This window comes from Arthrobacter sp. NPDC058097, from assembly GCF_042884885.1.
GTDB lineage: Bacteria > Actinomycetota > Actinomycetes > Actinomycetales > Micrococcaceae > Arthrobacter.
The window spans coordinates 638151-651999 of sequence record NZ_JBHVSZ010000001.1 but is presented as its reverse complement, the minus strand read 5'-3'; the positions used below and the strand labels follow the sequence as shown (position 1 = coordinate 651999).

Genomic DNA, 13849 nt, shown 5'->3' with positions numbered 1-13849 from the left:
CTCCTTTCAGTGCTCAGCGTTCAGCGGCCCGGGAGCCGTGTTTTGATCTCTTGGAGGATCCAGCCGTTGCCGTCCGGATCGCTGAACGATGCGAACGAGCCGTAATCCCGGTGTCCCTCGGCCGGGCCTTCCAGGCGTCCTTCGTTTCCGGCATGGTGAAAGACACCGGTGCGGTCGTGGAACGCCTCGCTGACCTCGACCCCGCGCGCGATGAGGTCGGCCCGGGCCTCGTTGATGTCATACACCGCCAGGTGCAGCCCCTGCAGCGAGCCCGGCGCCGCTGAGGTGACTCCCTCACCAAAGATGATCGAGCAGCCCGAACCCGGGGGCGTGAACTGCATCAGCCGGTAGCCGTCCTCGACGGCCGCTTCGGCGTCGGACCGCCACCCCAGCCCCGCGTAGAAGTGCTTGGCCCGCTCAAGGTCGGAGACCGGCACGACAACGACCTCGAGCCTGAACTCCCCGGGCCTCACCGGGGGGCTGCCCGCCACACTTTGTTTGCTTTCCTCGACAGTACTCATCGCGGCCTCCTCAGTCGGGCGCGCCATGAAAGGGCGGCACCGGACTCACCGGCGACCCGGGAAGGCATACCTGCGGCGGGCACCAGCCCAATGCAGCAGGGCTTGCGTTGCGGGGGTCGCCATGCGCTCTTCCTTGTCGCCCCCCAGCCGTTCTTCGGCCAGGGACGCTGCCCTCGGGACCCCACAGTGGCCTCATCCCGGGCGGAAGTCAAGGGGGCAACCTAACGGTCGGACGCAGGGGGGAGCGCCTGGCCTGACCCTCGTGACGGGCAACGCCGCTGCAGCCATCCAGCCAGCACCGTCCCCTTGTGACTTCCCGCAATCGGGGCAGGAACAGATGCATTAGTCACCGGGGGCCAGCCAGGTCCCGAACCGCGGCCAAGGGCTGAACTTTCCGGCGGGCCCTGGCCGGATCCTCGGAATCGGGGGCATGTTCACCGAGGAACCGATTGACATGACGTCCGCGCTGAGCTTCAACGTTTTCGACGCACCGGAGAGCCTCTGGCGGAGGACAAACCCCGGCCGTTCGGGCCGCCGATGGCCTGGGACCCGATGACTTCGACGCTGATCTACAGCGAGAACGACGCGGTCCTGGTGGACCCGCTCACTACCGTCGCCGAGGCTGAGGCGCTTGCGGCGTGGGTCAACCTTCACCACCGCAACCTCACCACCCTTTACATCACCCACGGTCACCTCGACCACTTCGGGGGCTTGAGTGTGCTGCTCCGCCGCTTCCCCGGCGCACGCACCATCGCCACGCCGAAGACGATGGAACTGGCGCGCCAACAGCCGGTGGAGTTCTACCACAGGCTCCTTCCCGGCCAGCTGCCAGACTTCAGCGGACTGAAGGAGGAAATCTCCACCTACCAGGAGCTGTTCAATACCATGGGCCGGTTGTACCCGTACTGGGCCGCCCACCAAGCCTGGCTGATGTTCGGCTTGGCCTAAAAGCCCCCACCAGGTATTCACGGCGAGAACGCGGAGGCGTGTGCGCCGGGGCGAAGAAGATTACTGCCGGCCAAGGGGAGCGGATTCCAGACGGGCAGGGCCGCGCAGCCTGGGACCGGCCACGCCGGTCACCCTGATCAAGACATCGGCACCACGACCAAGGTATTAACCTTATCAGGAAGCAATCCCGACCCATATGAGGACAAGATCACTGGCTTGGAACCGGGAAGCGGAGTGCCGCCAGGCGAGACCCCTCCGGCCGAAGCCGCGACAACCGGGCCGGTTGGTCACGATGAGAACGGCACAAAGCAGGGCACCCAGATTCTCTGGATGGCCGCCATCGCCGCAGTGGTCCTAATGTCGCTTTGTCGCTGATGTGCTTTGTCGGTTACATCGTGGGGCCTGAACCGTAGGGGCCACCATGATCTGAAGGGGGCACTTCAGGCGGGTTGCGTGAGCCCAGGCTGCGATCGCCACTAAGCCCAGATCTCAGGGCGCTGGTCGGCCTCCATGTTGCGGGAGCAGCCTGGCCAGGGTGGGGGATGGGCAGAACCCGGAGAGCGGGTTCTGCCCATCAGCCTCTAAATCGTGGCCGTGCTGTTCCGAAGGGCTTCGGAGCACGACGTACAGCAACGGCGGAGCGTGTCCGGGGCTTCCTCTGTTAAACGGTCCCGGCCGGCCCAGCCTTTCGACCCCTTGGTGCCGCGGCGCTAGGGCGTCGAAGGTGTTGGCCCGCGATGCTCCGACGCCGCCCCGGCCGCGAAGCCCCTGAGTTGGAAGCCTGCTGCCAGGAGCAGAACGCCGAACAGGAAGGCGAATGCTGCCAGCAGTCCAAGGAGGCTGAGGATGCCGGCGCCCGGGAGGATGAGGACATAGAGGCCGAACAATGCGGTCACAATGCCGCTGGCCAGCCAGGTCCACCAGGATCTCAACATCTTCTTCGCCTCCAGGGAGAGGGCGATCTGGGTTACGCCCAGAACGAGGGCCCACGCGCCGATCACCACTGCCAGCGACACGGCTGTGGCGCCCGGCCAAATGAAGGCGACGATGCCCGCGAGCACGGACACGATCCCTCCAACGAGTGCCCACGCGGACCGGCGGGGGCGGTCGGAGAAGTAATGGACGATGTTCGCGATTCCATCCACTCCGGCATAGAAGCCGAACAAATAAATCAGGGCCAGGACGGTAACGCCAGGCCAGAGCATCACAGCGATCGCGAAAAGGATGGCGAGGGCGCCGCGGACGAACAGCGCAGTCCCCGCTCCCTCGAACGATCTCTGTGCCGCAAAATCAGACATGATTTCACCTCACGGAGCTACTGAAACTTTTATGTGAACTGGCCGCGCCTGTCAGCGTGGCGGTGGGGGCGACGGCCCGAGCCTTCTCGCCGCGTGCCGACGTCTTGGCACGGCTCTCATCCACCCGAAGAATTGCACGCGCAGTTTCATCTGGGATTTGGTCTCCCATGTCCAGTATTGACCTCGAGGCACAGAAACAATAGAGGCAGGCGCAACGTCCTGCAGCGGCGAACTTCCCCTTGGAGGTGTCCGTCAGACCGGCGGGCGAGGGACTCCAGCGTGGCCAAGGGAATCGGCGAAAAGTTCAATTCCAGCGACGTTCAGGATTTTCCGGGTGCCACGACTAAGCCACGCTCGCGTCGGAATAGAGCCGCATTCCCTTTTTCTAGACAGTGGCTCATGATGCTCTCAGATCCCACCCTGACAGTTTGGGGAAGGAAACCGGGGCGTGGGGCAGTTCGAGAACAGGTGCAATAACCCCAAGAATCCGGAATTGGTGGATTCAGCCTGAAGTGGATGGGTTGCCTACGTCCCATGTTGAAATTTGGGGGTCTGAGAGCAAGCCGGAGCTCCGCCCACAACCCAAATCGTCCCTTGCCAGGCGGCGCTGACGTCAGTTTGGGGTGTGGTTCAGGTTGTCGACGATTACCTCGAACGCTGAAGCGCCGCTGGGTATCCAGGAACTCTCTATCCTGCCAAGGGGCTGTGACGCTTCCTGCCACGGCGGCGTCGATGCCGGGTTCCTGATTCCCGGCGCGGAGACGGCACCGCCAGCAAAGAGCATGGCTGCAACGGTCAGGGCAACCCGCCGCATTGTTGAACGGCCGAGCCGATGCCGCTTTCCTGCGCCGGAACGGATACGAGGATGGCAGCGGCGTTCTTGGATGCCCGGACTGGTGCAGTCTCAGGACCGGGACGCCCATGACGAGTGTTGTGTAGATGGCGAGGACGCCAGTGTGCCGAAGCCGAACCCGGGCAGAGTCTCTAACGTTCGCCGGTATGAAAAGGAACGGGACGAGGGTGCCAAATCCACGCTCTTGAAATCTGAAGGGTGCTGGAGATCAGATGGTCTCAGACAAACCACGCCGGAGGAGGTCGCCTTGACGGTCGCTTTCAATCACACCATCGTCTACGCAACGGATAAGCATCGTTCGGCAAAGTTCTTAGCCAACGTGCTCGGACTGCCAGAACCTCAGGCTATGTGGTCCTTCGTGACGGTGCCGCTTGACCACGGAGTGGCCCTGGATTTCGCCACTGCGGACCGCCCCATCGCCCCGCAGCACTATGCCTTCCTTGTCAGCGAGGAGGATTTCGACGGGATCTTCGCAAGGATCCAGGCCGGGGGTATCCCCTACTGGGCGGATCCGGGACGGTCCCGTCCGCAGCAGATCAACGACAACGGCGGCGGTCGCGGCGTCTATTTCGCGGACCCGGACGGGCATTTCCTTGAGGTGATCACACGGCCGTACGGATCGGGGGCTGCATGAAGTCCCAAGGACGCGTCAGGGCCGCGCTGACAGGACGCAAATCCGCTATTGGGATGCAGGTGTTCCACCGGCGCGGCCCCGGGGTCTAACGGGTTGCCGGCAAAATGCTGAAGCAGCCCGCGTTGGTCACCTTGCAGGTCCGGAGAGGCGACTGCGGTATTAGATGTGCCGTGTGGCGGCTTCTTTGATCAGTGCAGCGACGGCGTCCGGTTGTGAGACGTATACCGAGTGGCTTGCTGCCACCTCGGTAACCGACGAAGCGGCCCGTCCGGCCATCGCGCGTTGGGCTTCCGGCGGGATCATCCGGTCCTCGGTGGTGAGCAGGTACCAGCTGGGTAAATCCCGCCATGCGGGCTTGGTGACCGCGCCTTGGAGGGCTCCGATGCCCCAGGGTACTTGGGAGTCTGCCATGAACGCCGCCTGCCGGGGAGGGACATCGGCTGCGAAGGATTCGGCGAACTTTTTGCGGTCGAGGAAGAGGTATCCGTCCTGGGGCGGGAGAATGGGCGGGACCGGTGCGCCGGGCGGCGGGTCGGCGATGAGTGCGTTTACGGATTCGCCGGCGTCCGGTACGAACGCGGCGATGTAGACCAGGGCGGCGACGTTTTCGTGGTGCCGGCTTCAGTGATGACAACGCCCCCATAGGAGTGCCCGACAAGGACGACGGAGCCGTCGCAGCCGGCGATTGCCCGCCTTGTCACGGCGACGTCGTCTTCCAGGGACACGGTGGGGTGTTGGACGATCCTTACGGTGTAGCCTTCGTCGGTCAGCACGTCGTACACCCCCTGCCAGCCTGACCCGTCGACGAATCCGCCGTGCACCAGCACAACATTCTTTACTGAATTTTCAGACATCGGGCTTTCCCTGCTCTCGAAAGGAATGACAACCGGATGCTAGCGCCGGGCGGCGCCTGCCGCCAGACCCAATTTTGCCCGTTGGGTGGTTCGTTGATCCCGTCGCCGGATGGGTGAGTGGACACAAACAGTGTTGGCTGCCGCGGGTGGTCCCTAGAGTCACGGTGCGTCGGCTCGACCCGCCTGTTCCCGGAGCCTGGCTCAACGGACGGTCCGGGGTCCGTGGGCGTCCGCGCGGCGGCGTGGTCAACTCCGCGGTCACTAATGCAGGTGTTGCTGCCAGTCGGCGGGGACTTTGCCTTCAGGGCCGGGGACCGGCTGGGAGTCGGGGTGCGAGGTGGGCGGGGCCAGCGGGGGCCCGTCGTAGTATTGGCCGGTTTTGATGTCCCAGTACCAGTCCTCGCCAGGTTCGTAGCTGACTATGAAGGTGTGTCCGGACTGGCGGGCGTGTTTGCTTGCGTGCTGGGAGGGTGAGGAGTCGCAGCATCCGATCTGTCCGCAGGCGGCGCAGCGGCGCAAGTGAAACCACCATCCCGGGCCGTTGCCCGAGAGGCATTCCAGGCAGCCTTCCCCGCTGGGTGGCGCCGTAGGGTTGATGTCTGGGATCTGCTCAGCTGCCACGGGACGCTCCTCTTTCCGGCGAGTGCCACATCATTGTCGGCCCTTGCGGGATGTTCCGGAAAGATGCGGGGATTCCAGTGCTGTCCGGTCCCAGCCTGCCAGTTCTGCCGCTGCCTCGTAGATGCTCTGAAAGAATTCCAGCAGCGTTGCGTCGGGGTTCCCTGCTGTCCGCACGGCCGTGTACGGGAGGAGGTATTCCCTCATGGCGCCATCGTAGAACGCGGCTTCCGGTTTCACTGGCCAACCGGTGAAGCCAGCCGGTTCCGGGTAGGCGTAGGCGTAAAAGGAGCCCTCGTCGCTGCCGCCGGGCCAGAACCCGCAGCTGTACACTTCATGGCTGTAGGCGGCCTCCTGCACCCATGCGGGACAGTTGGGCACCCCGCCGGGATGCCTGGGCGCGGGCCGGCCGGAAAAGCGGGTGACGGCCAAGTCCGATCCGCCCCAGAAGAAATGCACCGGGCTGGATTTGCCGGAGAAGCGGGACCGAAACACCTGCATGACCCTTTGTGCCTGCACCAGCACCTGCCAGAACCGGTGTGCAGCGGCCGGATCATATGCGCAGTGCCGCTCGTCGAGGGGAAACGGGATGGCTTCGGGCACCTCCACCGGCCGTGGCCATATTTTCACCTCAACACCGAGTTCATCGAGGGCAGCCATCGTCGCGGCATAGAAGTCGGCAACCGAACGGGGCTTGAGGTAAACCCGTCTCATGTCGCCGTTGGTTTGCCGCAATTCCAGCACGTGGGCAGCGAAATCAAATTCGATTTCCAGGCTGTGCCCTTGCGTGTGCATCAGTGACGTGGTCAGACCGCGGGCGGAGACGTATAGTGTCACCTGCCACCAATGGTTCATCATCGGTTCCAGCGCCAGGCGGATCTTGCCGACGACCTGCGTCCATAAGTGCAGGGTGTCCCGGGTCTCCTGCCATTCCGACAGCGTGAGTTCCGGCCACAGCACTAACTCTGCGTCAGCCATCCGTTATCTCCCTGGAACGGCCACTACGGCGGTCATAATGCGGCGCCGTATCTGGTTCCTTGATTATCCCGCGTTTCCGGTGTTCGCCCGTTCTCGGGATCGCTGGGGGCCGGCGTCGAGGCGTTCCCGTACTGTTACCGCGGACAACGGCGACGGGTGTCCCGGTTCAGTCCCGCGGCTCAGCAGCCTGGTGATCAGCGGCGAACTGTTCGAAGGCGGCAGTGATGGCGGGGAGATCAACGGAGTCCAGGTGGTTGAACACGTGGCGGCGGACGCTCGCCAGATGTGTCGGCCAGGCCGCGCGCAGGCGCTGGAGGCCGGCGTCGGTGAGCACAGCATTGAAGCCCCGGGCGTCTGTCGCGCACCGCTCCCGCCGCACCAGGCCCTGGCCCTCCAGCCGGTTGACGATCCGGGTCATGCCGCTGAGGGACAGGGAAGAGGTGGTGGCCAGATCACTCATCCGCAGCCGCCGGTCGGGGGCCTCGGACAGGTGCATCAGCGCGGAGTACTCGCTCATGGACATGTCCTGCTCGCGCAGCAGGTCGGCGTCGAAGGCCCGCGGGACGGTGATGATCGCCCGCCCCAAAGCGCGCATGAATGCCTCTTCGGCCGCGGTCAGCGGAACGGGAGGCTCCTGCGGCTGGTCTCTCACATTGCCCATAATACTTGCTTGACAAAGCAACGGAACAAGAGTTTGCTTGACGCAGCAAATAAATATCCTGGCTTCAGGCAGGAGGAATGACATGACCAGGATCGGCATTATCCTCGGGAGTACCCGTCCCAACCGTAACGGCGAACAGGTGGCCCGCTGGGTACTGGATATCGCCTCGCGCCGCGCCGACGCCGGATTCGAACTGATCGACCTGCGCGACCACCCGCTGCCGCATCTGAACGAACCGATGCCGCCATCATTCGGCCAGTATCAGCATGAGCACACCAGACGGTGGTCGGCCACGATTGCCGCTTTCGACGGGTTCGTCATCGTCACTCCTGAGTACAACCACGGCATACCCGGCGTGCTCAAAAACGCCCTTGACTACCTGTACGCCGAATGGAACAACAAGGCCATTGGTTTCGTGTCCTACGGCGCGGCAGGGGGAACGCGTGCGGTCGAGCACCTGCGCCAGGTCGCGGCCGAACTCCAGATGGCCGACGTCCGCCAGCAGGTGGTGCTGTCGCTGATCACGGAGTTTGAAAACTTCCGTGTTTTCCGGCCCGGGGACTACAACCTGCCGGCACTGACCACGATGCTCGACCAGGTCATCGCCTGGAGCTCGGCTCTGGCACCGCTGCGGGAGACCCTGAAGGCTGCCTGAGGCAAACCGCCGTTTGGTCGTGACCCTAGCGCCGTGACGGGCGCGGCAAGATGGTCCTCAAACCCTAAAACGGTCAGGCGAGCGTGCCGGCGCCCTGCCGCGGCGGCCGCGGCTTCGGACCGGGCTTTTGCGTGTTGACGCCCCTGGCAGGAGCATCCCACACTTACCATGAGACAAGGAGTCGAATTGTGGGCAGTTCACCGGTTCTGGTTGTCGGCGGCACCGGGTACCTCGGCGGCCAAGTCATCACAGCGCTGCTGGAGCGCGGCAAGCAGGTGCGGGCCCTGGTACGTCCGGAATCAGACGCTGCCCGGCTTGAGGCAGCCGGGGTGGAGATTGTCCGCGGCGACATGATGGATCCCGGATCGCTAGCCCCCGCCGTGCGCGGAGTCGACGCAGTGGTGACGTCCGCCGCAGGCTACACCGGCCACAGCAAGGGCGACACCTCCGACATCGACGTCGTCGGAAACCGCAACCTCATCGACTCCGCCGCGCAGGCCGGTGTCCGCAGGTTTGTCCTCACCAGCATCCTAACCTGCGACCAGACACCCCAGGTCCCGCACTTCTGGCACAAGAAACTCGCCGAAGACCGGCTGGCGGAGAAAGGCGTCGACTTTGTGGCACTGCGCCCCGGGGCCCTGCTGGACCAGATCACCAGTTTCGGAGGAGACCCCTTCGCCCGGGGCAGCATCTCATGGTTGGGCTCTTCCACCGTCCCGTTGACGTTCGTCCTCAGCTCCGAGGTCGCCGCGTACCTCGCCGCGGCCGTCGACGCCGACGTCGCCGCCGGGGAGCGGATCGATATTGGCTGGGACCGTCCCCTCAGCATCCAGGACATCGCCGACATTTCCAGCGACCTCCTCGGCCGGCGGATCACGGCGGGGCCAGGACCGGTCGGCAACTCCGGAACGGCCGAGGCCGCTGACGGCGCCTTCCAGATCCCCCCGGACATGGCCGCCATGCTCGAATGGTTCGAGACGGGCCGCTACGTGGCTAACACGACCCGCCAGGGTGAAGTCTTCTCGGTCCCCACAGCCGAACACTCCATCGCACGGCTCATCACAAGCCTCGGACACCCCATCCACGAATCCCCTTGAACACTGAACGTCTAAGGGAAACGCCTCAGTAAACGAGGGAAGGTGCAAAAGTTGGTCGACCTACCCGGCCGCCAGAGCCAGAGCAGACCTTCATCGTATGTGCCGATCGCTGAGCATGGCCTGATCGGTGACCTGCGGACCGTCGCCCTGGTCGGGATCAACGGCACCATCGACTGGTACTGCTGCCCGTCGTTTGATTCACCCAGCGTCTTCGCCTCGCTCCTTGACACGGACCAAGGCGGCTCGTTCGAGCTTGCAGCCGATGCACCGGCGACGACCAAACAGTTTTACTTCCCGGACACGAACGTCCTGATCACCCGGTTTTTCACCGAACGCGGAGTGGGCGAGATCCAGGACTTCATGCCCGTCACCACCGATTCCGGATCAGAAGAGGCCACCCGGCACCGGCTGATACGGCGGGTCGTGTGCGTCCGGGGGTCGGTCCCCTTCCGGATGCGGCTCGCCCCGCGGTTCGGCTACGCCGCGCAGCAGCACACGGTGCAGCAGCGCGGGGGTGTGGTGCTGTTTGAATCAGCGGATCTGACCCTGGCCCTGAGTACCACGGTCCCGGTGAAGAGCGACGACAAGGATGCTCAGGCGTACTTCACCCTCGCAGAAGGCGAATCGGAAGTCTTCGCCCTCGATCGCGTCGGCGAGGACGTGGCACCGCGCGGATGCCCACGCGGCGAAGCCCAAGAGCAGTTCACCGCCACGGTCGCGTTCTGGCGGCACTGGCTCTCCTCCTCCCGCTACCGCGGCCGGTGGCGGGAGATGGTGCACCGCTCGGCGCTGACGCTCAAGCTGCTGACCTACGCCCCGACCGGGGCGATCGTGGCGGCGCCGACCACGAGCTTGCCCGAGCAGATCGGCGGCGAGCGGAACTGGGACTACCGCTATGTGTGGGTTCGCGACGCCGCCTTCTGCGTCTATGCGCTGCTGCGGCTGGGCTTCACCGGCGAGGCCGAGTCGTTCATTAGTTTCCTGGCCAAGCGCATTAGCCTTCGCACGGACGGGCCGTCCGGGCCGCTGCAGATCATGTATGGCATCGACGGGCGAACCGGCCTGCCCGAACACGAACTGAACCACTTGGCCGGACACCTTGATTCAGCACCGGTGCGGGTCGGAAACGCCGCCACCGGCCAGCTCCAACTCGACATTTACGGTGCCCTCATCGACTCGATTTACCTCTACGACAAGTGGGGACAACCCATCTCGGCGGAACTGTGGGACGATGTGTGCGCCCTGGTGAACTGGGTCTGTGACCACTGGGACCAGCCGGACGAAGGCATCTGGGAAACCCGCGGCGGCCGCAAAAAGTTCCTCTACTCGCGCCTGATGTGCTGGGTGGCCATCGAGCGGGCCATCCGGCTCGCCGTCCACCGCGGCCTGCCCGCCGACATGGCCCACTGGCGCCAGGTCCGCGACGACATCTACCAACGGATCATGCGCCACGGCTGGTCCGCCACCCGGGCCGCTTTCGTCCAGCACGAGGGCGGCGACGTCCTGGACGCCGCCGTTCTGATGATGCCCCTGGCCAAATTCATTTCCCCGACCGACCCGAAGTGGCTCTCCACCCTGGATGCGCTCACCATCGATCTCGTCTCCGACTCGCTGGTTTACCGCTATGACCCGGAAGCCAGCCCCGACGGGCTGCGCGGGCAGGAGGGCACCTTCTCGATCTGCTCGTTTTGGTATGTCGAGGCGCTCACCCGCGCCGGGCGGCTGGACGAGGCCCGGCTGGCTTTCGAAAAGATGCTCACCTACGCCAACCACCTCGGCCTGTACGCAGAACAGGTCAGCCGCACCGGCGAACAACAGGGCAACTTCCCCCAGGCCTTCACCCACCTGGCCCTCATCAGCGCCGCGTTCAACCTCGACCGCACCCTCGGCTAAGAAATGAAGGAAAGGCTCGTCATGGCGTTCCACGAGATGATCGCACCCCAGGAAGCCGCCGACCGGCTGGCCATTCGCGAGCTGATCGACTCCTACGCCCAGTGCGCGGATCGGCGCGACACCCCGGGCCAGACGGCTCTGTTCACCGCCGACACCCGCTTCATCGTGTTCATGGACCCCACAGCCTCCGAGCCTACCCAGGAACTGCACGGACGCGAATCACTAGCCCCGGTATTCGATAACCTCAACACCTACACCGCCACCACCCACTTCAACGGGCAAAGCATCATCTCCCTGGACGGGGACCGGGCGGCCGGAGAAAGCTACTGCCTGGCCCATCACCTCTCGGTCGATGAACACGGGAAGCGCAGCATGATGCTCGCGTCGATCCGCTACCTCGACGAATTCGTCAAACAGCAGGGCCAATGGCTATTCGCCGAACGCCAACTCATGGTCGACTGGACCGAAACGCGGCCATCTAAGCCCTGACCAATCCGCCAGAACCGCAGCCCGGACTCCTGCAGCACCCCACCGAGCGTGGCGTCCTGCCAGGGCGGGGGCACCAACTTCAGTGGCGTGGTCGTCCGCACCGACGCGCTGGCGGAGATTGGTCCCGTCGGGTCGGTCCGCCCCTGGCCGGATCCCGGACCCGTTGCGCTATGTCTTTCTTGGTGTCCTGGTCCGTTCCACGAGGTCGGCTGCCCATGGTCTGATGCCCTGGTGGAATTGCATGCCATTCGGTAGGCCTTTGACTGTGGCGGTTGAACCTGAGATATCGATGGTAATCCGGCTGTTTGCCATGGGCGCGTTGGTGATGTGCAGGTCGCCGTACGATTCGGGGAGTACCGGGTTCAGCCAGAGTCCGCCGTGGCCTACGTCTGCGTAGTAGCCCATCAGGCCCTTGATCAGCTGGATGGGGGTGGTCGCGGCCCAGGCTTGTGGTGAGCATGCCGTGGGATAAGGGACAGGTTCATCGAATTGTTCCCGGCTGAAGCCGCAGAACAGTTCGGGCAGCCGGCCGCCTGAGTACTCTGCGGCCTCGAACAGGGCGGTGGAGATCCGCTGTGCCTGCTCGATGAGGCCGTACCGTAGCAGTCCGGCCGTGATGATCGCGTTGTCGTGCGGCCAGACGGATCCATTGTGGTAGCTGGCGGGGTTGTAGGCGCCCATGTCGCTGGCGAGGGTCCGGACACCCCAGCCGCTGAACATTTCCGGGGACATCAGGCGTTGGGCCACCAAGGCGGCCTTGTCCTGGTCCACGATCCCAGCCAGCAGACACTGCCCCATGTTCGACGCGCAGGCATCGACCGGCCTCTTGTCGCGGTCCAGGGCGATCGCGTAGTAGCCGCGGTCCGGCAGCCAGAACTGTTCGTTGAACCTCTTTTTTAGTTGTGCCGCGAGGTCCCGGTAATGAGCCCCCAGAACCTGGTCGTCGGCGTCGTAGGCCATCCAGGAACGGGCAAGATAGGCGCTGTAGACATACCCCTGGACTTCGCACAGGGCGATGGGCGGTTCGGCCAGGGTGCCGTCAGCGAAGTTGATGCCGTCCCAGGAGTCCTTCCAGCCCTGGTTGATCAGGCCGCGGTCGTTCAGGCGCTCGTACTCGACAAAGCCGTCCCCGTCCTTGTCGCCGTAGTCGCGGATCCATTCCAGGGCCCGGTCGATATGGGGTAAAAGGCTGGTGATGGTTTCTGGCGCGAAACCCCATCGGCAGATTTCGCCGAACAGTGCGACGAACAGGGGAGTGGCATCGATGCTGCCGTAGTAGGCGGATTTGCCACCGAGGGCCAGGCTGCTGGAGACGTCGAACCTCACCTCGTGCAGGATTTTACCTGGCTCTTCTTCAGTCATGACATCAATCACGCGGCCTTGTCGGTCGGCGAGGGTTTGGAGGGTGCCGAAGGCAAGGGAGGGGTCCACGGGCAGTGCCATGAGGGAGGCCCACAGTGAGTCGCGCCCGAAGAGCGCCATGAACCATGGCGCTCCGGCAGCAACCACGACCCGGTCTGGGTGGTCAGGATCTTCGATTCTGAGTGCTCCGAGGTCGTCGTAGCTGCGGCGAAGGGTACGTTCGATCGAAGGGTTCCCGCTCTTCACCACCGGGATCTTCGACACCCAATCCTGGTGGCGGAGATCGCGTGGTGAGAGCTCACCTTCGTTTGGGCGCACGAACGACTGACCTTTGCCGTCACCAGCGCCCGTGGGCACGGCACTCACCGTGGTGCTCCAGTGCCCGTGCGGCTGGACGATGGTGCGAAAGGTCAGGGCTTCGGCAGTTACGGCTGCCGCTTCGGCCGACACGACGACGCCCTTCTCGACGTTCTGCCACATAGACCGGATAACCAGGCAGTCCCCTTGCGCGTCCCGGGCTTGTTCCCACCGCCGCTGGACGCGGGCCTCCTTCACTTCAAAGAGATCAGCGAAGTCGGCATCAACTTGCAAACAGACCACACACTCGGCAGGGGAGGAAGAGAAGTTCCGGACCGTGATCCGTTCCAGGATTCCGGCGCCTACCTCCCGGAGCCGCTCGACGATAAGGGGACTGTCAGCATGACTATCGGGCCGCGAAACGCGGCCGGCAAAAAGCGCCCGGTACGGCTCCTTGGTATGGGCCGCCAGGGGCTCCAGCGGTTCCCCGTTAACAGTCAGATACCACCGCGACAGGATGCGTGTGTCCTCCACGAACACACCATGCGGGGACTCGGGATAGATGTCGCCGTTAGAGGAGGAAATGCAGAACGCTGACCCCTCCACGAGAGTGACCGCGCCGGGACCCAGTGGCCCGGCATCCGTGTCAACATTCCACCCAGCCATCCTGACTCCTCTACGGAAATGACGC

15 protein-coding genes are annotated in these 13849 nt (G+C 64.3%); 7 read left to right on the top strand and 8 right to left on the bottom strand.

Annotated features, from left to right (window positions below; genetic code table 11):
- Window positions 1–20 precede the first annotated feature (20 nt).
- Entirely contained in the window at window positions 21–521 is a 501-nt protein-coding gene (locus ACFVTE_RS03075; RefSeq protein ID WP_387096669.1) for a VOC family protein, read from the bottom strand.
- Window positions 522–1073: 552 nt separating this feature from the next.
- On the opposite strand from ACFVTE_RS03075, the gene ACFVTE_RS03070 reads away from it, so the two are divergent.
- Both ACFVTE_RS03070 and ACFVTE_RS03065 read left to right on the top strand, forming a co-directional pair.
- Window positions 1074–1469 carry an MBL fold metallo-hydrolase gene (locus tag ACFVTE_RS03070; protein WP_387096667.1) on the top strand — a complete coding sequence of 132 codons (396 nt, stop codon included), beginning with the start codon at window positions 1074–1076 and terminating at the stop codon, window positions 1467–1469.
- A 234-nt stretch (window positions 1470–1703) separates the two neighbouring features.
- Entirely contained in the window at window positions 1704–1844 is a 141-nt protein-coding gene (locus ACFVTE_RS03065) for a DUF6480 family protein (protein ID WP_387097143.1), read from the top strand.
- 335 nt (window positions 1845–2179) lie between these two features.
- Here ACFVTE_RS03065 and ACFVTE_RS03060 read toward each other — a convergent pair whose 3' ends face one another.
- Window positions 2180–2767: an HdeD family acid-resistance protein gene (locus ACFVTE_RS03060; RefSeq protein ID WP_387096664.1), complete on the bottom strand. Its 588-nt coding sequence runs from the start codon at window positions 2765–2767 to the stop codon at window positions 2180–2182.
- Window positions 2768–3402: 635 nt separating this feature from the next.
- On the opposite strand from ACFVTE_RS03060, the gene ACFVTE_RS03055 reads away from it, so the two are divergent.
- Entirely contained in the window at window positions 3403–4254 is an 852-nt protein-coding gene (locus ACFVTE_RS03055) for a VOC family protein (RefSeq protein WP_387096661.1), read from the top strand.
- Window positions 4255–4413: 159 nt separating this feature from the next.
- On the opposite strand, the gene ACFVTE_RS03050 is transcribed toward ACFVTE_RS03055, so the two are convergent.
- The 5 genes from ACFVTE_RS03050 to ACFVTE_RS03030 form a co-directional block, all read right to left on the bottom strand.
- Entirely contained in the window at window positions 4414–4839 is a 426-nt protein-coding gene (locus tag ACFVTE_RS03050) for an alpha/beta fold hydrolase (protein ID WP_387097141.1), read from the bottom strand.
- Window positions 4803–5108 carry an esterase/lipase family protein gene (locus ACFVTE_RS03045; protein WP_387096658.1) on the bottom strand — a complete coding sequence of 102 codons (306 nt, stop codon included), beginning with the start codon at window positions 5106–5108 and terminating at the stop codon, window positions 4803–4805. The genes ACFVTE_RS03050 and ACFVTE_RS03045 overlap by 37 nt, the downstream gene beginning before the upstream one ends.
- A gap of 261 nt (window positions 5109–5369) precedes the next feature.
- Window positions 5370–5729: a UBP-type zinc finger domain-containing protein gene (locus tag ACFVTE_RS03040; RefSeq protein ID WP_387096655.1), complete on the bottom strand. Its 360-nt coding sequence runs from the start codon at window positions 5727–5729 to the stop codon at window positions 5370–5372.
- Window positions 5730–5759: 30 nt separating this feature from the next.
- Entirely contained in the window at window positions 5760–6704 is a 945-nt protein-coding gene (locus ACFVTE_RS03035) for a DUF5996 family protein (protein ID WP_387096652.1), read from the bottom strand.
- Between the two features lie 166 nt (window positions 6705–6870).
- Window positions 6871–7365, bottom strand: a complete 495-nt coding sequence (locus ACFVTE_RS03030; protein ID WP_387096650.1) for a MarR family winged helix-turn-helix transcriptional regulator — start codon at window positions 7363–7365, stop codon at window positions 6871–6873.
- 82 nt (window positions 7366–7447) lie between these two features.
- Here ACFVTE_RS03030 and ACFVTE_RS03025 point away from each other — a divergent pair, with 82 nt between their 5' ends.
- From ACFVTE_RS03025 to ACFVTE_RS03010, 4 genes are all read left to right on the top strand, one after another.
- Window positions 7448–8020 carry an NADPH-dependent FMN reductase gene (locus ACFVTE_RS03025; RefSeq protein WP_387096647.1) on the top strand — a complete coding sequence of 191 codons (573 nt, stop codon included), beginning with the start codon at window positions 7448–7450 and terminating at the stop codon, window positions 8018–8020.
- 188 nt (window positions 8021–8208) lie between these two features.
- The gene (locus ACFVTE_RS03020; protein WP_387096644.1) at window positions 8209–9117 is read left to right on the top strand and encodes an SDR family oxidoreductase; all 909 of its coding nucleotides are present in this window, start codon (window positions 8209–8211) and stop codon (window positions 9115–9117) included.
- A 51-nt stretch (window positions 9118–9168) separates the two neighbouring features.
- Complete coding sequence (locus tag ACFVTE_RS03015; protein ID WP_387096641.1) at window positions 9169–11010, top strand: glycoside hydrolase family 15 protein; 1842 nt, start codon at window positions 9169–9171, stop codon at window positions 11008–11010.
- 21 nt (window positions 11011–11031) lie between these two features.
- Window positions 11032–11499 (top strand): nuclear transport factor 2 family protein, encoded by a 468-nt coding sequence (locus ACFVTE_RS03010; RefSeq protein WP_387096639.1) that lies wholly within the window; start codon window positions 11032–11034, stop codon window positions 11497–11499.
- Window positions 11500–11667: 168 nt separating this feature from the next.
- Here the strand turns inward: ACFVTE_RS03010 and ACFVTE_RS03005 are convergent, their stop codons facing one another.
- Window positions 11668–13824, bottom strand: a complete 2157-nt coding sequence (locus ACFVTE_RS03005; RefSeq protein WP_387096636.1) for a glycogen debranching N-terminal domain-containing protein — start codon at window positions 13822–13824, stop codon at window positions 11668–11670.
- Between the last annotated feature and the right edge of the window lie 25 nt (window positions 13825–13849).

Bases quoted from the DNA above. Each gene is read 5' to 3' on its own strand.
- ACFVTE_RS03075 (WP_387096669.1), bottom strand. From the start codon at position 521: ATGAGTACTGTCGAGGAAAGCAAACAAAGTGTGGCGGGCAGCCCCCCG.
- ACFVTE_RS03045 (WP_387096658.1), bottom strand. From the start codon at position 5,108: ATGTCTGAAAATTCAGTAAAGAATGTTGTGCTGGTGCACGGCGGATTC.
- ACFVTE_RS03030 (WP_387096650.1), bottom strand. From the start codon at position 7,365: ATGGGCAATGTGAGAGACCAGCCGCAGGAGCCTCCCGTTCCGCTGACC.
- ACFVTE_RS03005 (WP_387096636.1), bottom strand. From the start codon at position 13,824: ATGGCTGGGTGGAATGTTGACACGGATGCCGGGCCACTGGGTCCCGGC.
- ACFVTE_RS03025 (WP_387096647.1), top strand. From the start codon at position 7,448: ATGACCAGGATCGGCATTATCCTCGGGAGTACCCGTCCCAACCGTAAC.
- ACFVTE_RS03060 (WP_387096664.1), bottom strand. From the start codon at position 2,767: ATGTCTGATTTTGCGGCACAGAGATCGTTCGAGGGAGCGGGGACTGCG.
- ACFVTE_RS03070 (WP_387096667.1), top strand. From the start codon at position 1,074: ATGACTTCGACGCTGATCTACAGCGAGAACGACGCGGTCCTGGTGGAC.
- ACFVTE_RS03010 (WP_387096639.1), top strand. From the start codon at position 11,032: ATGGCGTTCCACGAGATGATCGCACCCCAGGAAGCCGCCGACCGGCTG.
- ACFVTE_RS03035 (WP_387096652.1), bottom strand. From the start codon at position 6,704: ATGGCTGACGCAGAGTTAGTGCTGTGGCCGGAACTCACGCTGTCGGAA.